Source organism: Duganella sp. AC237 (genome assembly GCF_979254035.1).
The window spans coordinates 3,568,914-3,590,993 of the sequence record NZ_CEEDEW010000003.1 but is presented as its reverse complement, the minus strand read 5'-3'; the positions used below and the strand labels follow the sequence as shown (position 1 = coordinate 3,590,993).

The window sequence follows — 22,080 nt, the reverse complement described above, 5'->3', positions numbered from 1 at the left end:
CGGGTGTTACACTGCCGCCTTTCCTGCAAGCCCCACCAGATCCCGTGCACCCATCCCCCACCCAAGAATCCGCGCCGACCGAGCTGCGCGCCTATGCGCTGCATTGCCTGCTGGAAGCCGATCCGACCAGGAAGGTCGGCGCCGTCGCCGCCATGGCCGCCGCCTCCGCAGCAGGCTTGTGCCCGCCGAATCCGGCTGTCATTCTGCAAGCCACGGCCGCCATCCCTGGGCGCCCGCAAAAACCCGACCTGGTGCCGCCGCGCGAAGTGGGGCGCCGCTCGATGAACACGCTCGAAGGGCGCGCCATGCTGATCCACGCGCTGGCCCACATCGAATTCAACGCCATCAACCTCGCCCTGGACGCGCTGTGGCGCTTCCCGGGCTTGCCGCCAAGCTACTACACCGACTGGTTGCGCGTCGCCGACGAAGAAGCGTTGCATTTTTCCCTGCTTGTTGAGCACTTGGGTGCGTTAGGTCACACATACGGCGATTTCACCGCCCACGACAGTTTGTGGGAGATGGTCGAGAGGACCACGGGCGACGTGTTGGCCCGCATGGCGCTGGTGCCGCGCACCTTGGAGGCACGCGGCCTGGACGCGAATCCGCCGCTGCGCGCCAAGCTGGCGCAGGCCGGCGACATGCCGGCAGCCCACATCCTCGACATCATCCTGCGCGACGAGATCGGTCATGTGGAGATCGGCAACCGCTGGTACAGGTATCTGTGCGATCGGCATGGGCTGGAGCCGGGCGCGGCGTATGCCGAGCTGGCATTGCGCTATCGCGCCCCGGCGTTGCGCGGCCCGTTCAACGTCGAGGCCCGCGTGCAGGCCGGTTTCACGATGGATGAAATCCGCGCGATGGGTGGCTAGCGGAGCAAAACTACACACGCCGATTGCCTAAACCACCGGGTCCATTGCCTGATCCAACAGTGCGAATCAACCGCTCCGAATGCGCTTAATATAATTAAGACTACCTCATCCAGAGGAGGCCTTTAAATCATTAGCCATTAGGACGCCAAGCCATGAACGACCTTAGCCAAGTTACACTCTCCAGGCGGGAACTATTGATCGCCGGCGCGCTGTCGGCAACTGCCAGCGCCGTACCGTCGATCGCCGCCGCCCAGACCGGCAACGCGGCCGCAGCGCAAACCGCCGCCGCGCCGGTGAGCGCGAAGGTCACGTTCCAGGTCAACGGCGAAGTCCGCAAGCTCGAGCTCGATACCCGCACGACCTTGCTCGACGCCCTGCGCGAAAACCTGCACCTGACCGGGACCAAGAAAGGTTGCGACCATGGCCAGTGCGGCGCCTGCACGGTAATCGTCGACGGCCGCCGCATCAATTCCTGCCTCACCCTTGCCGTGATGCACGAAGGCGCCAAGGTCACCACCATCGAGGGACTGGGCACGCCCGCCAAGCTGCATCCGATGCAAGCCGCCTTCGTCAAGCACGACGGCTACCAGTGCGGCTACTGTACCCCGGGGCAAATCTGTTCGGCCGTGTCCGCCCTTGAAGAGATCAAGCAGGGCATTCCGAGCCACGTCAGCCCGGATCTGACCGCGCGTCCGCTGCTCAACGCCACCGAATTGCGCGAACGCATGAGCGGCAACATCTGCCGCTGCGGCGCCTATTCCAACATCATCGACGCGATCAGCGAAGTCGCCGGGAGCGCCGCATGAGAGCCTTTACCTACCAGCGCGCGTCGACACCGGCAGAAGCTGCCGCGCTTGCCGCACGCACGCCGAACGCCAAGTTCATCGCCGGCGGCACCAATCTGCTGGACCTGATGAAGCTGGAGATCGAAACCCCGGGCCACCTGATCGACGTCAATGCCGTCGGCCTCGACAAGATCGAAAGCACGCCGCAGGGCGGCTTGCGCATCGGCGCCATGGTGCGCAACACCGACCTGGCCGCCGACGAACGCATCCGCCGCGATTATAGCGTGCTCTCGCGCGCCTTGCTGTCCGGCGCCTCGGCGCAGCTGCGCAACAAGGCCACCACCGCCGGCAACTTGTTGCAGCGTACCCGTTGCCCTTATTTCTACGACACCAACCAGGCCTGCAACAAGCGCGCGCCGGGCAGCGGTTGTTCGGCCATCGCCGGCCACAGCCGCAACCACGCCATCGTCGGCGTCAGCGACGAGTGCATCGCCACCCATCCGAGCGACATGGCCGTCGCCATGCAACTGCTGGACGCGGTGGTCGAGACGGTACGTCCCGACGGTTCGACCCGCAGCATCCCAATGGCGGAGTTCCACCGGCTGCCGGGCAAGACGCCGCATATCGAAACCACGCTGACCGCAGGCGAGATGATCACTGCCGTGACCTTGCCCAAGCCGCTGGGCGGCAAGCATTACTACCGCAAGGTGCGCGACCGCTCGTCCTACGCCTTCGCACTGATCTCGGTGGCGGCCGTGGTGTTGCCGGACGGCACCGGCCGGGTGGCGCTGGGCGGCGTCGCCCACAAGCCCTGGCGCATGCCGGGCGCCGACGACAGCATGGCGCGCGGCGGCAAAGCCGTGGCCGCCCAGTTGCTGGCCGGCGCCAAGACCACCCAAGAGAACGCCTTTAAGATCACCCTGGTTCAGCGCACGATAGAATCTGTGCTGGCGGAAGCGAAGAAAGCCTGACGCCATGAAATTCACCACTCCAGCCACCACCAATCCGATCGACCAGCTCAAGCTCGTCGGCAAACCCCTGGACCGCATCGACGGCCCGTTCAAGACCACCGGCACCGCGCCGTACGCCTATGAACAGCACGAGGCGGCGCCCAACGCCGCCTACGGCTATGTGGTCGGCGCCGCCATCGCCAAGGGACGCATCGTCTCGATGGATCTGGCCGCCGCCAAGCGCGCGCCCGGCGTCATCGCCATCGTCACCGCCGACAACGCCGGCAAGCTGGGCAAGGGCAAGATGAACACCGCCAAGCTGCTCGGCGGACCGGAGATCCAGCACTACCACCAGGCGGTCGCGCTGGTGGTGGCCGACACCTTCGAGCAGGCGCGCGCGGCGGCGCAGTTGGTCCAGGTCAAGTACGCGGCCGCCAAGGGCGCCTACGACCTGGCCAAGGAAAAGGACAAGGGCCAGCCGCACAAGGACAAGGAGAACGCCGACTCCAAGGTCGGCGACTTCGCCAGCGCGTTCGCCTCGGCGCCGGTGCGCCTCGACGCCACTTACACCACGCCCGACCAGTCGCACGCGATGATGGAACCGCACGCGTCCATCGCCAAATGGGAAGGCGACAAGGTCACCGTGTGGACCTCCAACCAGATGATCGCCTGGGGCCAGGGCGACGTCGCCAAGACGCTCGGCATTCCCAAGGAAAAGGTCCGCCTGGTGTCGCCGTACATCGGCGGCGGCTTCGGCGGCAAGCTGTTCGTGCGCGCCGAGGCGGTGCTGGCCGCGCTGGGCGCCAAGGCGGCCAACCGGCCGGTCAAGGTCACCTTGCAGCGGCCGCTGATGTTCAACAACACCACGCACCGGCCGGCGACGATCCAGCGCATCCGCATCGGCGCCAGCCGCGAGGGAAAGATCACCGCCATCGGCCACGAGAGCTGGTCGGGCGACCTGCCGGACGGTCAACCGGAAACGGCGGTCAACCAGACCAAGCTGCTGTACGCGGGCGCCAACCGCATGACCAAGATGCGCCTGTCCGTGCTCGACCTGCCAGAAGGCAACGCCATGCGCGCCCCGGGCGAGGCGCCGGGCCTGATGGCGCTGGAAATCGCCGTCGACGAGCTGGCGGAAAAACTGAAGATGGACCCGGTGACGTTCCGCATCATTAACGATGTCACGCACGATCCGGCCAAGCGCGAACGCAAGTTTTCGCAGCGCCGGCTGGTTGAATGCCTGCGCAACGGCGCCGAGCGCTTCGGCTGGAGCGCGCGCAGCGTCGAGCCGGGCAAGGTGCGCGACGGCCGCTGGCTGGTGGGCATGGGTGTCGCTGCGGCATTCCGCAACAACATCGTGATGAAGTCCGCTGCCCGCGTGCGCCTGGACAGCAAGGGCGTTGTCACGGTCGAGACCGACATGACCGATATCGGCACCGGCACCTACACCATCATCGCGCAGACCGCCGCCGAGATGATGGGCCTGCCTATCGACAAGGTAGTGGTCAAACTGGGCGACTCCGATTTCCCGGTTTCGGCCGGCTCGGGCGGGCAGTGGGGCGCCAACAGCTCGACGGCGGGGGTGTATGCCGCCTGCGTCAAGTTGCGCGAGGCGATCGCGCAGAAGGCTGGCCTGAACGCCGCCGAGGCCGAATTCACCGGCGGCTCGGTGCGCGCCGGCGGCAAGTCCGTGACGTTGCAGCAGGCCGCGCAGGATGGCGAGATTGTTGCCGAGGACACCATGGAGTACGGTGACCTCGACAAGAAATACCAGCAATCGACGTTCGGCGCGCACTTCGTCGAGGTGGCCGTGGATGCCTACACCGGCGAAACGCGCATCCGCCGCATGCTGGCCGTGTGCGCGGCAGGGCGTATCCTCAATCCCAAGTCGGCGCGCAGCCAAGTGATCGGCGCGATGACGATGGGCGCCGGCGCCGCGTTGATGGAGCACCTGGTCGTCGACAAGCGTGGCGGTTTCTTCGTCAACCACGATCTGGCCGGGTATGAAGTGCCGGTGCACGCCGACATTCCACATCAGGAAGTCATTTTCCTGGACGAGACCGATCCGATCTCGTCGCCGATGAAAGCCAAGGGCGTGGGCGAACTGGGTATTTGCGGCGTCGGCGCGGCCATCGCCAACGCGGTCTACAACGCCACTGGCGTGCGCGTGCGCGATTACCCGATCACGCTCGACAAGCTGATCGAAAAGATGCCGCTGACGGCTTAAGCGTTGGCAAAATGCCATCATGTCGGCGCCCCGCCTATCGAACGGGGCGCCGGCATGCATTACAATGCATGCTTCTCAACACTGAAAGCAGCGCATGGAATGGCTATTCGACCCAAACATTTGGGTCGGTCTGTTTGCATTAATCGTTCTCGAAATCGTACTTGGCGTCGACAATCTCATCTTCATCGCGATCCTCGCCGATAAACTGGCGCCGGAGCAGCGCGACAAGGCGAGGCTCGTTGGCCTGAGTCTGGCGATGCTGATGCGCCTGGGCTTGTTGAGCGTAATGTCCTGGCTGGTCACCCTGACCGAACCGCTGTTCTCGATTGCCTCGCTAAGCTTCTCCGGACGGGATTTGATCCTGCTGCTGGGCGGCTTCTTCCTGCTATTCAAGGCCACGATCGAGCTCCATGAGCGGGTCGAAGGCAAGGTGCACGAAACCCAAGGTGGCTCCAGGGTCTATGCCGGTTTCGGCGCGGTCGTCGCCCAGATCATCGTGCTGGACGCGGTGTTTTCACTCGACGCCGTCATCACGGCCGTCGGCATGGTGGACGAGCTTGGCGTGATGATGGCCGCCGTTATCATTTCGATGGGCGTGATGCTGCTCGCCTCCAAGCCGCTGACGCGCTTCGTCAACGCCCATCCGACCGTGGTGGTGCTGTGCCTGAGTTTCCTGCTGATGATCGGCCTGAGCCTGATTGCAGAAGGTTTCGGCTTCCACATTCCGAAAGGCTACCTGTACGCCGCCATCGGCTTCTCGGTGGTGATCGAGGCGCTGAACCAGTTGGCGCGCCGTAATTTCGTCAGCCGCGAGTCGCGTGTTCCGTTGCGCGACCGTACCGCCGATGCCGTGTTGCGCCTGTTGGGCAGCAAGAAGCGCTTTGCCGCCGGCGGCGAGGAAGAGGACACCACGACCACCGTGGCCCCGGAAGCGTTCGAGCAAGAGGAGCGCAACATGGTCAGCGGCGTGCTCAGCTTGTCCCAGCGCTCGGTGCGCTCGATCATGACCGTGCGTTCGAACATCTCGTGGATCGATCTGGATGCGGACACGGCCACCATCCAGGGCCAGATCCTGGAAACGCCGCACAGCTTCTTCCCCGTCAGCCGGGGGCAGCTGGACAACATCATCGGTGTCGTTCGCGCCAAGGAGTTGATGGCCAATTTGGCGCGCGGCGTACCGATTCCTCCGGAACATATCCGCGAGCCGATCATCATGCCCGAGGCCAGCGGCGTGCTGAAGGTGATGGAAACGTTGAAACGTTCGCGTGGTCAACTGGTGCTGATTGCCGACGAGTACGGCACCATCCAGGGCGTGGTGACGCCGATCGATATTCTGGAGGCGATCGCCGGCGAGTTCCCAGACGAGGACGAGCAGCCTGATGTGCAGGAGCAGGGACCGAATTGCTGGCGCGTCGCCGGCACGGCCGATCTGCATTATCTGGAGCAGGTGCTGGAGACGGACGAACTGATCAGTGAGAACGACGACTACACGTCGCTGGCCGGCTTCATGCTGGAGCGCCTCGGCAACCTGCCGACGGTGGGCGAGGCGGTCGAGGTGGACGGTCTGCGGTTCGAGGTGATCGAAGTGGTGGAGCGCCGCATCGCGGCCGTGATGGTGACCCGCGTCGAACCATCCACGCCAGAAGACGAGTAATACGTGCGCCGTTGGCGGCGGATAGATGGCGGATTACGGCGTTCCGCCTAATCCGCCCTACGTGACTCCTGAATTAGCCACGCGCAGTATCCATCGCCACGGAGACACGTAGGGCGGATTAGCGTAGCGTAATCCGCCATGTGTGCGTCACCAGCGGCGCAAAAATAGCCGATCACCCCGCACGCCGCAAGATCGCGTACATATTGTCGCTGAGCGGACTGCGATCCAGCAGCGACATCCGCACCACATCCAACCCGGCCAGCTTCGCGGTCGCCTTCAACGTCTCCGGCGTGAAATAATTCACATGATCCGGCCAGCGGAAGCCGCACCAGCGTGGCCCGCGCAAATACCGGTTGAGGCAATTGTAATTGGGTACCTTGACCAGGATCGATCCACCCGGCTTGAGGCGCTTCGCCGAGCGCTCCAGCACCGCCAGCGGATTGATGTCGTGCTCGAGAAAAGACGCCATGATGATGACGTCGAAATATCCGTCCTCGAAATGCTCCAGCCCATCCATCGCCGAGGCGTGCACACACCGGCCGCCGGCCTTGCGCAGCTTGCCATCCGAGATCCTCGACAACTCCTGCGATATCTCTATGCCGTGCGGCACGCTTTTGCCGCGCAAATCCGCCGGCAGCGACTTGAACAAATCATCCAGCAACGAACCCCAGCCACAGCCGACGTCGAGCACATTGATGCGCCCGCCGCGCGCCTCCCGGATCAACCGTTGCACCAAGGTCAGACTCTTGTTGCGCTTCAGGATGCCGCCACGAAAACGCTTGAGCGCGGTGCTGATCGCATAACGAAAGGGCTCGGCTTGCTTGCGCGCCTGCGTTTCCTTCTCGAACGTCACCTCATAAGCGAAATCCTGTGACAGCTCCTCGTAAGCGGGAGGGTTGGCCAGGAACACTATACCGGTCTGCTTGCATTGTTTAAGCCGCCAAGGCCAGGGCGCATAGGGCAAGTCGATTTCGTCGCCACCCTGGGCGCGGAGTGGAGAAATTCTCAGTCGTGCGGCGATAGTCATGGGCTGATGCCTGCTGGTCGGTTGCGGGAGCGTGCCGATCAAGACTAGCATGGCCATATTGCACAACGATGACGTGCGCCAAACGTGCTATCGCGGTGTCGGACCGTAGTAACGCGCCGCACCATCGGGGATGATATCGACCCGGTCAAGGATGAAGCCGGGGTCCATGGCGTACAAGCGCAGCCGGTGCTTGCCCGGCGCGAACCGCTGCGGCGCCAGCGACCTGACCGCCGTATTGCTCAGCACGTTGAGCTTCCATTCGCTGCTGCGGCCATGGGTGCGGAAGTCGAGTATCGCCAGCGGTCCGTCATCGATCCGGTAGCCCAGCCTGAGCTGGTTTTCCGACGTCAGCGGATGCGTGGGGAGGGCGACGATGTTGACGCCGACCGGATCGGCGCCATCGGTGTGGAACTCGATTTCCAGCGGCGCCACCGTGCCGGCGTGGCCGGCTTCGATGGAAGGCAAGGCAAGCGACGAGCGCAGCACCGTGCCCATGCTGCCGAGCTCCTCGATCTTGTGCCATTGCGAATGCGGCGCCGCGCTGGATGCGGCAATCGACACCGGGCGCGGCCGACGCGGCGGCGTGGCGGCCGCAACGGCGCCGTCCGACGATACGGGCCAGGCAGGTTCGGCGAACACCGGCAGGCGGCGCGGCGCCAGGTCCATCATGTGCCGCCATTTGCCGTTGGCCAAAGCGTTGTATTCCGCAGTGTCGGCCACGATGGCCCGATGCGCCGCCTTTGCCTCCGTCACGAGCTGCTCGGCGCGGTCACCGGTGTTGTCAGGCAAACCGGCCAGCTCCAGCTTCAGGATGCGCGCGTTCAGGTTGGCGCTTGCGCGCACCGGATACAGCACCAACTCGTGGAACGCGTCGCGGCGGTCGGCCGGCATGGCTTGCGCCAACGCCTCGGCGCGCGCGGTGATGGCCGCATACCGGTCCAGGCGCCGCCGCGCCTCGTCGCCGCCCGACCGCAGGTAAGTGGTCGGCTTGTTCGGCGTGGTCGGCTCGGTCTGGCCAAAGCCCATGAATTCCGGCCGGCGCTCCCACGCCAGCGCGTAGTATTCCATCATGATGTCGGTGATCTGCAGCGCGTGCTCCGCGCCGAACTGGCGCGCCAGCCACGCGCGCAAGTGCTTGCTGGGCGCCTGTTCCAGCAACGTGTGGTCGAAGGCCAGATCGAGGAAGTACTGGCTCAGGTATTCCAGCGGCTTGATATCGCCGACATTGGCCACCCACAGCTTGCGGGCGCGGGTGTGGCTGGCCCGCTCCAGCTGCTCGCGCACCAGCGCGGGATGGGTGGTTCCCAGCCACAGGTAATCGTGCGGGCGTCCCCAGTAAGACAAATGATAGTAAAGTCCCGCGCCGCCGGCGCGCTTCGCTTCGGCGGCCGTGCCGAGCTGGCCGATATAGCCGTAATTATCGTCCGGCCAGATCAGGCTGATATCCTCCGGCACCTTCAGGCCGGCTTTGTAGATGTCGAGCACTTCCTTGTACAAGGTGAGCACCTGCGGAATCCGTTCAGGTGGAAGCCCCTGCGCCTTGGACAGCAAGCCGCGCTGGATATCGATGACCTGTTCGACGCCACTGCGCGCCTCCGTCATGGTTTTCGCGCCTTCCATTGCGCTGTCGTGAACGCCGCGCAATCCGACCGACATCAGGGTTTCAAAGCCTTTCACTTGCTGGACCCGCTCGTCCCAGTAGGCGATCATGCGGTCGCGGTTGGTAAAGAAGTTGAACGGTCCGCTCGTCTTCGGATCCCATTCGCGCACGTTGTTGCGCATCATCGGCTCGGCGTGGGAGGTGCCGACCACGATGGCGTAGTCGCGCGCCATCTCCGGATTGCCGGCGATCTGGTAGAAAGGTTTGGTGGAGTCGTGCATCGCCGGCCACAGCGTGTTGGCCTTCAGGCGCCACATCAGCTCGTAGATCCGCGCGTAGGTGGCGGGACCGATGTCAGCGGTCTTGGTGTCGTAGGTCTTCGCCGCCCATGGTTGCAAACCCCAGTCCTCGTCGTTCAGGAAGATGCCGCGATACTGCACCGATGGCGCGCGCGCGAACACCGTAGCGTCGCCGATGGCCACGCGGGCCTGCCGCCGCGGCGTCACGTCCGCCCACCATTCCCATGCTGACACGCCAAGTTCGCGCGTCAGGTCCACCACGCCGTAGACGGTGCCCCGGACATCCGACCCGGCGATCAAGACATAGCTCTGCTTTCTGGAGCGAACAACCAGCCGTTTGTGCCGTTCCCACGCGCCGCGCAAGGCGGCCAGATCCAGGCCGTCGCGCTTGGCCACCTGGCGCAACAGCGGCGTATCGACAGCGCCGACGATCACGCAGGTCTTGCCGCAATCCCGCAAGCGCGTCGAGATGCGCGGCGCCTGGCCGCTCAGCGCCTGCAAGTCGCGGCCCAGCAATTGCGCCGCCAGGGCGTAGGTCTTCTGGTCTTCGTGAACGATGGCGGCGACCGGGCCGCCTTGTTCGTACAAGGCCAACTCCCCGGCGCCGGCATGCCGGACGAAGGCGAGCACCGCCCAGCAGACGAGCGGTCCGGCCAGCCTCATCGCTGCGCGCTGGCCGGAGCGGGGGCGGGAGGCGTTCCCGAACCCGGCATGATCTCCAGCGGCACGCCGCCGCGCACGGTGCGCAAGTTGACCAGCCTGACAGGTTCCAGCGCGTTGCCGGGCTTGCCGTCGGTGGTGACCGCCAATGCGATGGTGTTGGCGCCGTTCGGGTTCAGGATGCCCGGCGGGATCACGAACGTGCGCTGCGGACCGATGTGGGCGATGAACTGTCCCATGTTCCAGCCGTTGACGAAGATCAGCGCGCGGTTTTCGCGCTCCGAACGCGGCTTGGTGGTGTCGCCGAACGCCAGGCCAAGCTGGATATCGTGGCCCTTCGGCAAATTTAGATCGAACAACGTCCGCAGCCAGTAGGTGCCTGGCGCTGGCGGGGCGTCGCCGGTCTTGGCCCTGGCCCAGCCCGCGTTGGAGCTCTTGCTATCGGCCGCCGGCAAGTACCAGCCCTGGCGCTCGCCATACAGGCCGCCATTGTTCATCGGACCGCGGACGACTTCGACGATCTTCTCGCCGCCCTGGGTGCCCTGGATGCGCCACTCGATCGGTACGGCAAAGCGCTGACCGCCGCGCGACGTCAGCGACGCCGAAATCAAGCCGCGCGCCTCGCGGTGATAGTCGTCGGCCATCAGGTTCCAGTTGTGCGAATTGTTGCGCACCATGACGGCGATCACGTGCGGTCCCTTGGCCAGCTTGTCGCCGAGCGGGAACTTGACGCTGTCCGTCGTCTCTGGGAAGGAGCGGCCGACGTCGAGCTCATGCTGGCCGACGAATTTGCCGTCAACCCACGCCTGTAGCATGCCCGCGCCGCCGGCACCATAGAACAGCTCCAGCTGATTGGTCTTGGCGTCGGCAAGGTCGAAACGGCCGCGATACCAGACATCGCCGTGGTGGAAGCCGTAGTCGCTCATCGACAAGGTCGGCTGGCCGCGCTCCGGCATGGTCCAGGTCTGCGCCGCCGAGGCGCGGTTGTCGGTCTTGATCCAGCCGGAGTCGTCGAACTTCGGCTGCGCCTCGGGGCTGTCCACGCGCCGCGTCCAGCCCAGCGCGCCGAGGTCGGGCAGCTTCACCGCGTCCGGTCCCTTGAGCGCGGCGGTGCGCAGGCTGCCGTCCGGCTGGGTGGTGACTGCAACATTTTCGCCGTTGAAGGTGACCGCCGCGATGGACGGTCCCCAGATCTGCATCTCGCTGGCGGCCGTCGTGTCCCCGGTCAACGCCAGTTTGCCGCCGGCCAGCGCGGCCGAGCGCACCATCGCCTGGCTGAGCTGGAGAACCTGGCCCGCCGGCGTTTTCTGGCTCCAGAACGCGATGCTGTTCTTCTCGTCGGCCAGCAACAGCAGCAGCGGCGTGCGCCCGCCACCCGAGATGCGCACGCGCGCCAGGCCGTCGTGCACATATTCCAGCTTCAGCACGCCGTTCTCATAGCGCGATGTCACTTTTCCCTCGATGACTTCGACCTTGGGCGCACTGGCGTAGCGCAGCAGCGTCTCGCCCGGCTCGCCGGCGCGGCCGTGCAGCAGCGCGATATCGCGCTCGCCGTTGGCGAAGTGCGTCTGGAGTTCCGACGTCGAGTAGACCAAGTGATGCCGTTCCAGCTTGTAATCGGCCAACAGCATCTTGGCGTCCTGGCCGTTCAGGCGCAGCGGCACCTTGTACGTGCCATCGCTGGTCGTCAGATCGAAGGTGAAGCTGTCGTTGGTCAGCAGGTCCGAAGGGCTATGGACCGCGAACAGGATATGCGTGTCCAGGTCCGGGTTAATGTTGTGATAGACCTTGACCTTGTCGGACGAGGTCTTGATCGGCGGCCCTTTGTCCATCTTCGCCAGCGCCTGCTCGGCCGCCTGGACCAGCATGCCTTGCTGTTTCAGGCCGTACGCCTTGGCGCGCAAGCCACGGTCCTCCGAGATCGGCGCGCCGTAATCGTAGGAGGTGTACACCACCGGACCGGCAAGCCAGCCCCACGAGGTGCCGCCGAACGTCATGTAAATATTGTGGATGGTGATGCGGTTGATCAGGTTGGTGCCGTAGAACACCCGTTGATACCCCGTGCCCTGGCGCTCCGCGGTGCAGTTGTAGGTGCCGTTCGAGCCCCAGTAGTCGAACCAGCCGCCGCCCAGTTCGGCGGCGAAGCCCGGCGTCTTGGGCGACGACAGCGCGCCGATCTTCGGCGAGTTGGTGCCGTAGATGCCCCAGTCCGGCGCCTTGTTGGGGCCGGCGGGATCGGCGTGCACGTTGCAGGTGCCGCCGGGGTAGCCGTCGAACGCGTACATGTCGGTCGGGCCGGGATTGGCCCACGGCGCGGTCGAGCCCTTCGGTGTCCAGTCCGGCAGGCGTCCGGCGGCGTTGTGGAAGAACGGCACGCTGATGCCGTCCGCGCGCGCCTTTTTCGCCAGGTGGTCCATGTGGCGCACGTGCTTGGGCTCGACCTTGCCCAGCTCATTCTCAAGCTGGTAGGCGATGACGTTGCCGCCGCCGGTGGTGATCTGGTGGCGCGCGATGATGGCATTAATTTGCGTCATCCATTCGTCGACGGCGGTCAGGTAGACCGGATCGTCGGTGCGGGCCTCGGCGCGGTTGCGGAACATCCAGCCAGGATAGCCGCCGCCGGTTAGCTCCGCGTTCACATACGGACCGGTGCGGGCGATCACGTACATGCCTTCCTCCTCGGCGATCTCGAGGGCGCGTTCGACGTTGCGCACATGGGAGAAGTCGTAGACTCCGGGCGCGGTGGAGTGGTAGCCCCAGTCGAAATAGAAGGCCACGCCGTTGAAGCCGAGCGCCTTCATCTTCTGGATGACGTCCCGCCACAGCGACGGATTCGGCAGGCGGAACGGGTGGATTTCGCCGGACCACACGACCACGCGCTTGCCGTCGATCAGCATCGAGTGTTCGTCCCAGCCGACTTTTTTCGGTTGGCCTTTCGGCTTGTTGGCCTGCGCCAGCGCCTTGCGGTCCTCGACCAGCACCGAGGCCTGGCCGACGACGCCGGACACGCCGCCCAATTGTTTGGCCGCGCTCCACGTGCGCAAGCCGTCGCCGCTGTCGGAATACCAGCGGCGGCCGCTGGCGGCGTCGCCGAAGTACAGGCGCCATGGCCCGCCAGGCAGCTTGATCAGCGAGTGGGCGCCGGTGGTGGCGCCCCATTGTGCCCAATCGCCTTGTTTTTCGACCGTCCAGGGGCCTTGCAGCGACTTGGCGCCGGCCATCTCGATCAGGCCGGTGGCGCCGTTGCGGGCGAGGGCGGTATAGCCGCCGTCGGTGACCGCGACGATGGTGTCGACGTAGTTGTCCGGCAAGCCCTGCAAAGGCTGCGGCGCCGACCAGGCGCTGAAGTCGGCGTTCGGGGTCACCACATAGCTGCCGCCGGCGCCGCGCGAGACGATGGCCTTCAACGATCCATCCTTGTCGCGCAACCATGCCGGCGCGACGGCCTGCGCGCTGCCCGGCAGTGCCAGCGGCACGTTGCGGACGAACTGCCAGCTCTTCAGGTCCCGCGAGCGGGTAAGGCCGAGCTCGGCGCTGTTGGCGCCGGTCGCATAGAGCACGTAATAATAGCCGTCGCTGTGGCGCACGATCGTCGGCTCGCGCATCAGCAGGCTTGGCGGCTTGTACGCGTCGGAAGCGAGCGACGTGAAGGTGACGCCGTCGGTCGACGAGAACAGGCTGAGCCAATTGTCCGACGCGCGATTCACGCTGGCCATCAAAAACGCCGAGGCCTCGGTCGCACCGGCGCGCGCCTGGCTGCTGGACCGGTCCGCGTCCGACGCCTGCGGAATGCCCAGTTCCTGGGCGGCGCAGCCCAGCGCCAGGGTCGCGCCGCCGATGCCGGCGATGGTTTTTCGTGCGATGCGTGTGAAGTTCAGCATGGACCTGTTTTAGTGAGGTAGGAACCACACATCATAAGTCCATATCCCAGCGGAGCAACATGCCTCCCGATCAACAAGTTGAGTGATTGATTCGATTCCTGCCAAGGCCAATTTACATACGGCGAAATCGAACTCTTCTAAACCACGTAGGGCGGATTAGCGCAGCGTAATCCGCCATGCTCCGTCGACGGCTTATGATGAAATCCTACAGCGACTTCAGGAACGCCAGCACAGCCTCGCGGTCAGCCTTCGACAGCGCCTCGAAGCGCAGGCGCGAGCGGTCCGCTTCGCCGCCGTGCCACAAGACGGCCTCGGTCAGCGTGCGGGCACGGCCGTCGTGCAGGTAGCCGGCCTTGGCGCCGCCGCCCATCACCTTGTCCGTATAACCGACGCCCCACAGCGGCGCGGTGCGCCACATCGCGCCCTTGGCCTGGCCCTCGACGAATTTGTCGGCCAAGCCCGCGCCCATGTCGTGCAGCAGCAAATCGGTGTAGGGACGGATGGTCTGGTTGCGCAGCTCGGCGAACAGGTGGCCCGGACCGGTCTTGATCTCGGCCGTGTGGCAGGCCACGCAGCGCATGCCCTGGAACAGCTTGGCGCCGGCGGCGACTTGCTGCGAATCGACGCGGTGCTCGTCGAGCGGCGCCACGCCTTTCGGGAAACCGCTGGCCACGCTGCGCTGGGCCGGCACCGCCACCAGCGACAAGTAGTTGGAGATCGATTGCAGATCGGCCTCGGAGATGCCGGCCTGGGTAGCGCCGGCGCGGCAGGCGACCGGCCCGTTGACGCAGTCGCGGCTGCGGTAGACCGGCGAGGTCACCGCCATGTCGAGCAGCAGCGCTTCGGCCGACTGCTGGCGCAACGTCGCCTTGCCCGCCTTCCAGCCGAAGCGGCCCACCCGCACCGCGCCGCTTTCCGGATCGTAGACGTAGTTGGCCACCCCCTTGACGCCGTCGGCGTCCGGCGCCGAGCGCGCCAGCGCCAGGATGCTCGCCTCCGGTATCGCTTCCAGCAAGCCGGCGCCGATCATCGGCTGGGCCGCGCGCAGCGAGAAGATATCGGGCGTCGCGCCCTCGAACGCCAGGGTCGGCTTGCGCAGTTCGACCGTCGTGCCGTCGGCCAGCTTGACCGAGCGCGTCTCGAAGCCCGCCACCCGCACGCCGTTGCCCCAGTTCTGCGGCTTGCCGGTGGACGACATGGCGTTCATCTGCACCGCGGTGCCGTACTGCGGATGCGGCAATTGCTGGCCGCTGGCGTTGGCGGTGGCGACCCGGATCGACATGTTGTCGAGCCGCTGGTTGATCGCCGCCGGCGCCGGGCTGCGGCCGTTGTTGACGTGGCAGGCGATACAGGCGGACTGGTTGAACCGCGCTCCCTGTAGCCCCACCGCCTGCGCGTAGCGGTCGTTGCCCGGCTCGTTGTGGTCGCCGGTGCTGAAGTTGGTGTGCACCAAGCGCCGGCCCTCGACGAAGCGCTGCATATTCTGCATGCCGATGTTGTTGTGCGGCTGCTGGAACATGAACAGGCCGTTGTCGGAGTAGTTGTAGGACACCGACCCGGCGCCGCCCGACAGCGTCTCTTCCGGCAGCGGGATCGTGTTCAGGCGCGGTTGCACGCCGTACCACGGCTTAAGCCCGGCGCCGACCACATACGCCCACTCATACGAGTAATAACGGATGCCGCCGTTGTCGCCCTTGGCGGCCAGCGCGTCGACAGTGGTGAACATCGACGGCGACACTTCGATGACATCGCCGACCACCAGCGCGCGCCCTTTGACGGTGGTGCCGTCGGGGAGGCCATCGGCGCCCAGTCCGGCGTGTCCCGGATAGTTGTCGACGCGGATGGTGCAGCCGTTGTTGATGCCGTTGGCGTTGGTCAGCTTGCCGTTGAGCGGGTATGCCACCGGCTTGCAGATGGCCACATTGTCGTCCACCAGCTGGCCCGGCGCCATCCAGCCGTAGCCGGTCACGCCGGGACGGTCGAAGCCGCGGAAGAAGGCCACGCCGCCCTTCAGGAAGTCGACCGTAGTGTATTGGTTGACGGTCAGCGTGGGCTTGGTGACGCCGGCCACCCGGCTGTTGTCGATGATCTCCACGCCCCAGGTGCGGTTCTTGAAGTACTGCGGCACGAAGGTCAGGTAATTGCCCGGTCCCTTGTCGCGCGGCAGGCCGGTGACGGCGTCGATCGTCTCGTTGGGGCCGTAACCGATCTCGCTCCAGTCCTCGCCGCGCTCGCGGCCGTGGCGGGCCAGGCCGCGCGCGCCGAAGCGGGTGACCAGGGTGCCGTCGGCCAGCGAGAATTGCAGCGTCTCGAGCGGCTGGTCGGCCGTGGGCAGGGGCGTCCAGCCGGCGCCGCTGGCGGGGAAATTCAGCGGCGATGTCGCCACGCCGCCCAGCGTGTTGTCGCTGCCCGGCGTCTTGAATTCCACCTCGTACAGCGAGTAGCCGTACTGGCTGGCGCGCGCCACGCCCTGCAGGCGGACGTAGCGGGCGTCGATGCCGAGGTTGAAGAATTCCTCGGTGCCGCCCTGGCCGTTGGCGACGGCGCGCCGCAAGGTCCAGTTCTGGCCGTCGTCCGACACCAGTAGGTTGTATTGCTTGCCGTAGGAGTTTTCCCAAAGCAGCTTCATGTAGCCGATCGGCGTTTTGGCGCCGAAGTCGAACTGCAGCCAGGCGCCATCCTCGAACGCGCTGGCCCAGCGCGTGTTGGTCTTGCCGTCGATCGCCATGGCGGCCGACTGGCCCGGATTTTCCAGCCTGGAGGAGGTGGCCGCGACCGGTTTGATCGCCACGCCGGGCTGGCTCGGATCGGTCGGCGGCGGCGCCGGCGCGGGATCGGCCGGCGCCGTGCCCGCCGTGCCCGAGAAAGCCTGCACCTCGATGATCGAGTACCCGTATTGCGTGGAGCGCTTGACGCCTTTGATGCGCAGGTAGCGGCCCTGGCCGTTCAGTCCCGTCAAATCCTCGGTGCCGCCCTCGCTGTTGTCGACGCTCTTGATGGTGGTCCAAGTCGCGTTGTCGTCCGACACTTGCAGCAGATACTGCGTGGCGTGGGCGTTCTCCCAATCGATGCGCACGCGGGTGATGATTTCACTCTTGCCGAAGTCGAGGGTCAGGTGCTGGTCGTCGGCGAAGCCGCTGCCCCAGCGGGTGCCGTTGTTGTGATCGATGGCGGCGGCGGCCGACAGGTCGCCGCGCTCGACGGAGCTGGCCGTGACGTTGGCCGGCGTCAGCGGCACTTCCGCCGCGAGCGCCGCGCCCTGTATCCGCATGGCGCTGGCGGTGCGAAGGGCTGGCTGGGCGGCTTGTTCGCCGCCGCCGCCTCCGCAAGCCGTCAGCAAGGCGATCAAAGCCAGGGGCAAGCCTTGGAGCGGGAGCCTGCGCAAACGTCGCAGGCTGAGTTGGTGGCGACGCGGCGAGCGATTCATTCCATTCCCTTTTTGTGTGGTTGGCTGTGGCGGCGATCCGTACTATGGGAACGTTTCCATTGGCGATTGCCGAGGGCACGGTCCCGGTGCGATCCGGGCCCGTCCCGACGCGCCGGATGGCGGCGCCTCAGAACTTCTCGGTTACAAAAACTTTCGATTGAGCAACGTTGTCGAAGATATCTGGTGTTGACCCGCCTGTCAAGACGGGTCGCAGAAATGAAAGGCTGTTTTTGGCTGCCGCAGGCGACTTCCGGTTGCGCCACGGCAGCCGCCGGTTCGTCGGTATGACCGGGATTGGCCTAAGCTGAAAAGGCGGTAATCAGCGGGAACGCGGCTTCATCGCGCTACAAACCCGCGCTGTTTTCCGCCATTGCCCTCGCGTCGGCGCCGGCCGGAATGCGCCGTGGCGCTGAGGGATCGTTAGCGGCCAGCCATACCGCTTCCGCCACGTCCAGCGCCCGCGTCACCGCCGTCTGCGCCGCCGATGCGGAGAAGACTTGCTGCGCCATGCCGGCATAGGCCTCTGGAATGGCGCCTTCCATATGCGGCCGGGCGTTTTTGCCGAAACTGGTATCCGGGGCGCGGCCCGGCAGCACCAGATTCACCCGCACGCCGAATTGTTCAAGTTCCAGTGCCAGCGATTCCGTGAAGGCGTTGACCGCCGCCTTGCTTGCCGTGTAGACCGACAGCAACGGGAGCGGCATCAGCGTGACGGCGGAAGTGACGTTGATGACGACGCCGGCCTTGCGCTGCCTGAACTGCGGCAGCACAGCCTGCGTCATCGCGATCGTGCCGAGCGTGTTGGTGTCGAAGATGAGGCGGGCGCTGGCCATCGCTGTGCCCTCCAGCGCGCCCATCAATCCGAGGCCGGCGTTGTTGACCAGCACGTCGATCGGTCCGGCGGCCTCGACCGCGTGCCGGATGCTGTCGGGATCGGTCACATCGAGCGCGATCACGCGCAGCCGGTCGGAGCGCGGCAATATATCTGGCGCCGGCGTACGCATCGTGGCGACCACGTTCCAGTCGCGGTCGAGGAAGTAGCGGGCGGTTTCAAGGCCGAAGCCGGACGAGCAGCCGGTGATCAAAACGGTTTTCATGAAGTACTCCTGTGGTGGGTAAGTAGGGTTGAACTATAGAATGCAGCGGCAGGACTTGCTATAATCAAAAGTCTTAGTTTCATTCGTGAGAGTCCACACATGACCGATCCCCTGGCGGAAGTCGTTTCACTGCTGCAGCCGCAGGCGCGTTTTTCAAAAGTCGTGGCCGCGGCGGGGGAGTGGCGCGTGCGCCGCGCCGAATCCGGCCAGCCTTTTTACTGCGTGGTGATGGACGGCGCGTGCCAGCTCACCGTCGGCGCACAGCAACCGATCCAGTTGCGCCAGGGCGACTTTGTGCTGATTCCATCGGCCCACCGCTTTACGATGGACAGCAGCGAGCCCATGACCCCGGCCGAGGCCGAAAGCGAGCCGGTGGCGCTGCCCGATGGCGAGTTCCGGCTGGGCCGGCAAGACGGCCCTGCGGACGTTCGGGTGTTGATCGGCCACTGCGCCTTCGATTCGCCCGACGCGGCGTTGCTGGTCTCGCTGTTGCCGCAACTGGTGCATGTGCGCGGCGAGCGGCGGCTGGCCACCATCGTCGAACTGGTCGGTGACGAATCGCGGGCCCGGCGGCCCGCGCGCGCTGTCATCCTGGCGCGGCTGCTGGAGGTGCTGATGATCGAAGCGCTGCGCTCGGCGGCGCACACGGCCGCCTCGCCGGGCCTGTTGCGCGGGCTGGCCGACGACCGTCTTGCCGTCGCCCTCCGGCATATGCACGAAGGCATGACGCGGCCATGGACGGTGGCGCAGCTGGCGAAGGAATCGGCGATGTCGCGTTCGGCGTTTTTCGAGCGCTTCAGCCGCGCGGTGGGCGTCGCGCCGATGGAATATTTGCTGGCCTGGCGCATGGCTTGGGCCAAGCACCTGCTGCGGAGCAATGAGGGCGGCGTGGCCGACGTGGCGCAGCGGGTCGGTTACGGTTCCGCCAGCGCGTTCAGCGTCGCCTTCGCCCGCCACGTCGGCTTGCCGCCGGCCCGCTACGCGCGCGGGCAGTCGGACTGAGCGGCCGGTGCTTCGGCGATCCGGCCGGCGTGGCACGACATAGATCAAAGACGTGGCCGCCTTTTGCGCTAAGGTCAAGACTGGCTATCATCGATGGAGCGACATCATGGACGCGCAAGTCAACAGTGGTTTCCAGGCACGCGTCAATCTGATGCGGCTGCTGGCGGCAGGGATGGCGGTCATCTATCACGTGCGCTTCCTGCTGTTCGCCGGCTACCCGGAGGTCTCGGAAAAGAGCTTGGTGCTGACGTTGTTCTACTTCATCACCAGCCTGGGCCACGAAGCGTTCGTCATGTACATGCTCATCAGCGGGGTGGCCCTGGGCGGACTGTCGATCCGCCGCTGGCGCCACGGCGTCGACCCCGGCGCCGATCTGCTGCGCCGCTCCACGTGGTTTTATTGTCTGCTGACCCCGGCGCTATTGCTCGGCGGCGCGTTGGACTTCATCGGCACCCGCGCGCTGGCGCGCCCCGAGGTGTACGCCTATTTCACCATGTTCTCGCCCAGCCTGGGCCTGGAGGCTTTCGCCGGCAACATGTTGATGCTCCAGCGCTTCGTCGTCCCCGGACTGGGCAGCAACACGATGCTCTATCTGCTGGCGTACGAGTGCTGGGCCTACTTCGCGCTGGCCGCGTTGTTCGTGCTCGGAAAGCGTCGCCGCGCGCTGGGCTGGTGCGCCGCCATCGCGGTCGCCTTGGCGGGCAGCGTGCTGGCGCCGGAGTTCCTCGGGTATTTGCTGTTGTGGATCATGGGGACCGGCGTCGGCTGGCTCGGGTATAACACCAAGGTGCGTTTCCAGCGCCGCTATGGCATGCCGGTCTTTGTGCTCGGCCTGCTGGTGTCGCGCTGGGGTGGCGCGCATGTCGAGCACGTGCCGGAAGCGATGATTCCGGCGGTCAGGATGGCGCTCGACTTGTTGTTCGGCGCCAGCTTCGCGCTGCTCACCGTCTCCTGGCTGACTGCCGGCGCCAGGCAGGCGCCGATCTTGTGGCTGCGCTGGACCGCGTGGCGGCTCAACCGCTGGTTCAGCGGCGCCAGTTTCGTGCTGTTCACGACGCATTTTCCTTTCATGATGTTTGTCGTCGCGGTCGCCTCGGCGCGGTTCGACGTGCCGATCGGCGGCCAGCCCGGCGCGTTCGCGTTCGTGATGTTCGGCGCTACGATGGTGGCGATCTGCCTGTACGCGTATGCGTTCTCGGCCGTGGCGTCGCGCCTGGCAAGGAGGGTGCGGCGCACAATGCGGGCCCGGATGTTGGCGAAAGCGGCCTCGCCGGTTATTTAAACGCATTCATTGCGCAACGCGCGCAGGTACGGCCAGGGATAGATTCCCCGTTGATGTCCGTCGTTAAAGATCAATTGCAGGCCGTAGTTGCCGACCACCTCCAGCCGCTCCACCCGCAGGTCGTCGCCGGCAGTGGCGGACGCCAATCCCAGCAAGCGCCCAGACTGGCACTGCGTGCACTTGCAACTCGCCCGCAGTTGCGCGTGCGGCCATTGCTGATGCGCGCCGTCCTGCCAGACGATGGTCAGCACGCGGCCGGCGCGGTCGTTGCTGATTTCGCTTGGGTAGTCCATCAACGACTCCTCGTGGCCGCGTGGATCTGTTCCAGCGCCAGGCGCGCGGCCTTGCGCACTTCCGGATCGGGATCGGCCGCTACCGGTTCGAGCGCCGGCAGCGCGGCGGCGTCGCCCAGTTCACCCAACGCCAGCGCGGCTTCCTTGCGCAGATTGCTGATCGCGTGCGTCAGCACCGGCAGCAGCGCCGGCAGCGCGCCCGCGTATTTCAAGCGGCCCAGGCTGCGCGCGGCGCGCAGCCTGATCTGCCAGTAACTGTCGTCCAGCGCCGCCATCAGGGCGGTGCCGATGGCCGCTGGATTGACCGCGTCGGCGCCGTCCCGGGCCAGGGCCAGTTTGCCCAGGGTCGTCGCCGCTTCCTCGCGCACTTGCCATACGGGGTCGCGCAGCGCGTCGAGCAAGGCCGCGGCGGTGTCCGCGCCGGCGCCGTAACCGACGGCGCCGACCGCCGCGCGCCGCACTTCGGCGTCCGGGTCGCGGCTGACCAGCGCGGTCAGCGCCGGTAGCGCGGCGGGTTGTTTAAGGTAGCCCAGCACGGCCACGGCTTCGCGGCGCACCGTTGCGTCGCTGTCGGCCAGCGCCGCCAGCGCCGGTGCGTAGCTGTGCGGGGAACGCAGTTCGCGTAAGGCGCGCAGTACGGCCGTCTTCACAAATGGATCGGCGTGTGTGAGGTGGGGCAGCAGCACCTCGGCGCTGTCTGGCTGCTTCACTTCGCTCAGGCTTTGGGCTGCGGCTTGCCGAACGCTTTGGTCCTGGTCGCCGAGGAGGAGGGCGAGGCCGGCCACGCCGGCCGGCGTTTCGAAGCCTTCCAGCGCGCGCGCGGCTTCGGCGCGCACGGTGGCGTCGGCGTCGCGCAGCGCTTGAATGAACAGGTCGGCGTGTTCGTCGCCGGCCCAGTCGGCCAGGTCCAGCAAGGCGATGCGGCGGACGGTGGCGTCGGAGTTGGACAGGCGCTCGCGCAGTTCAATGTCGTTGTCGGTGGTGTTCATATTGTCCTTGTTCGATGGCTGATGCGTGATTCGAAATC

Annotated in this window: 14 protein-coding genes; 7 read left to right on the top strand and 7 right to left on the bottom strand. The window is 65.9% G+C overall.

Annotated features, from left to right (window positions below; genetic code table 11):
- The first annotated feature begins 44 nt into the window (after positions 1 to 44).
- The 5 genes from AC0IYS_RS16010 to AC0IYS_RS15990 all read left to right on the top strand — a co-directional run bounded on the left by AC0IYS_RS16010 (position 45) and on the right by AC0IYS_RS15990 (position 6,485).
- Positions 45 to 869: a ferritin-like domain-containing protein gene (locus tag AC0IYS_RS16010; protein ID WP_471706079.1), complete on the top strand. Its 825-nt coding sequence runs from the start codon at positions 45 to 47 to the stop codon at positions 867 to 869.
- A 152-nt stretch (positions 870 to 1,021) separates the two neighbouring features.
- Positions 1,022 to 1,675 carry an aldehyde dehydrogenase iron-sulfur subunit PaoA gene (paoA, locus tag AC0IYS_RS16005; protein WP_471706078.1) on the top strand — a complete coding sequence of 218 codons (654 nt, stop codon included), beginning with the start codon at positions 1,022 to 1,024 and terminating at the stop codon, positions 1,673 to 1,675.
- Positions 1,672 to 2,625, top strand: coding sequence for an FAD binding domain-containing protein (locus AC0IYS_RS16000; RefSeq protein WP_471706077.1), 954 nt, complete (start codon positions 1,672 to 1,674; stop codon positions 2,623 to 2,625). Before paoA ends, AC0IYS_RS16000 begins: the two co-directional genes overlap by 4 nt.
- Positions 2,626 to 2,629: 4 nt before the next feature.
- Positions 2,630 to 4,831: an aldehyde oxidoreductase molybdenum-binding subunit PaoC gene (paoC, locus tag AC0IYS_RS15995; RefSeq protein WP_471706076.1), complete on the top strand. Its 2,202-nt coding sequence runs from the start codon at positions 2,630 to 2,632 to the stop codon at positions 4,829 to 4,831.
- Positions 4,832 to 4,925: 94 nt separating this feature from the next.
- On the top strand, positions 4,926 to 6,485 hold the full coding sequence (locus tag AC0IYS_RS15990; protein ID WP_471706075.1) for a TerC family protein: 1,560 nt from the start codon (positions 4,926 to 4,928) through the stop codon (positions 6,483 to 6,485).
- Between the two features lie 172 nt (positions 6,486 to 6,657).
- Here the strand turns inward: AC0IYS_RS15990 and AC0IYS_RS15985 are convergent, their stop codons facing one another.
- From AC0IYS_RS15985 to AC0IYS_RS15965, 5 genes are all read right to left on the bottom strand, one after another.
- Positions 6,658 to 7,512 carry a class I SAM-dependent methyltransferase gene (locus AC0IYS_RS15985; protein ID WP_471706074.1) on the bottom strand — a complete coding sequence of 285 codons (855 nt, stop codon included), beginning with the start codon at positions 7,510 to 7,512 and terminating at the stop codon, positions 6,658 to 6,660.
- A gap of 87 nt (positions 7,513 to 7,599) precedes the next feature.
- The gene (locus AC0IYS_RS15980) at positions 7,600 to 10,074 is read right to left on the bottom strand and encodes a glycosyl hydrolase 115 family protein (RefSeq protein WP_471706073.1); all 2,475 of its coding nucleotides are present in this window, start codon (positions 10,072 to 10,074) and stop codon (positions 7,600 to 7,602) included.
- Positions 10,071 to 13,952 carry a beta-galactosidase gene (locus AC0IYS_RS15975; protein ID WP_471706072.1) on the bottom strand — a complete coding sequence of 1,294 codons (3,882 nt, stop codon included), beginning with the start codon at positions 13,950 to 13,952 and terminating at the stop codon, positions 10,071 to 10,073. Before AC0IYS_RS15975 ends, AC0IYS_RS15980 begins: the two co-directional genes overlap by 4 nt.
- A gap of 205 nt (positions 13,953 to 14,157) precedes the next feature.
- Positions 14,158 to 17,379, bottom strand: coding sequence for a di-heme oxidoredictase family protein (locus AC0IYS_RS15970; protein ID WP_471706071.1), 3,222 nt, complete (start codon positions 17,377 to 17,379; stop codon positions 14,158 to 14,160).
- Positions 17,380 to 17,723: 344 nt separating this feature from the next.
- On the bottom strand, positions 17,724 to 18,476 hold the full coding sequence (locus AC0IYS_RS15965; protein WP_471706070.1) for an SDR family oxidoreductase: 753 nt from the start codon (positions 18,474 to 18,476) through the stop codon (positions 17,724 to 17,726).
- A 99-nt stretch (positions 18,477 to 18,575) separates the two neighbouring features.
- Here AC0IYS_RS15965 and AC0IYS_RS15960 point away from each other — a divergent pair, with 99 nt between their 5' ends.
- Together AC0IYS_RS15960 and AC0IYS_RS15955 are read left to right on the top strand one after the other, a co-directional pair.
- A complete protein-coding gene (locus AC0IYS_RS15960; RefSeq protein ID WP_471706069.1) occupies positions 18,576 to 19,478 on the top strand; it encodes an AraC family transcriptional regulator in 903 nt (300 codons plus the stop codon).
- Positions 19,479 to 19,584: 106 nt separating this feature from the next.
- Positions 19,585 to 20,760 (top strand): hypothetical protein, encoded by a 1,176-nt coding sequence (locus AC0IYS_RS15955; protein ID WP_471706068.1) that lies wholly within the window; start codon positions 19,585 to 19,587, stop codon positions 20,758 to 20,760.
- Here AC0IYS_RS15955 and AC0IYS_RS15950 read toward each other — a convergent pair.
- Entirely contained in the window at positions 20,757 to 21,053 is a 297-nt protein-coding gene (locus AC0IYS_RS15950) for a DUF971 domain-containing protein (RefSeq protein WP_471706067.1), read from the bottom strand. The genes AC0IYS_RS15955 and AC0IYS_RS15950 overlap by 4 nt on opposite strands.
- Positions 21,053 to 22,042: a HEAT repeat domain-containing protein gene (locus AC0IYS_RS15945; protein ID WP_471706066.1), complete on the bottom strand. Its 990-nt coding sequence runs from the start codon at positions 22,040 to 22,042 to the stop codon at positions 21,053 to 21,055. Before AC0IYS_RS15945 ends, AC0IYS_RS15950 begins: the two co-directional genes overlap by 1 nt.
- Positions 22,043 to 22,080 lie beyond the last annotated feature (38 nt).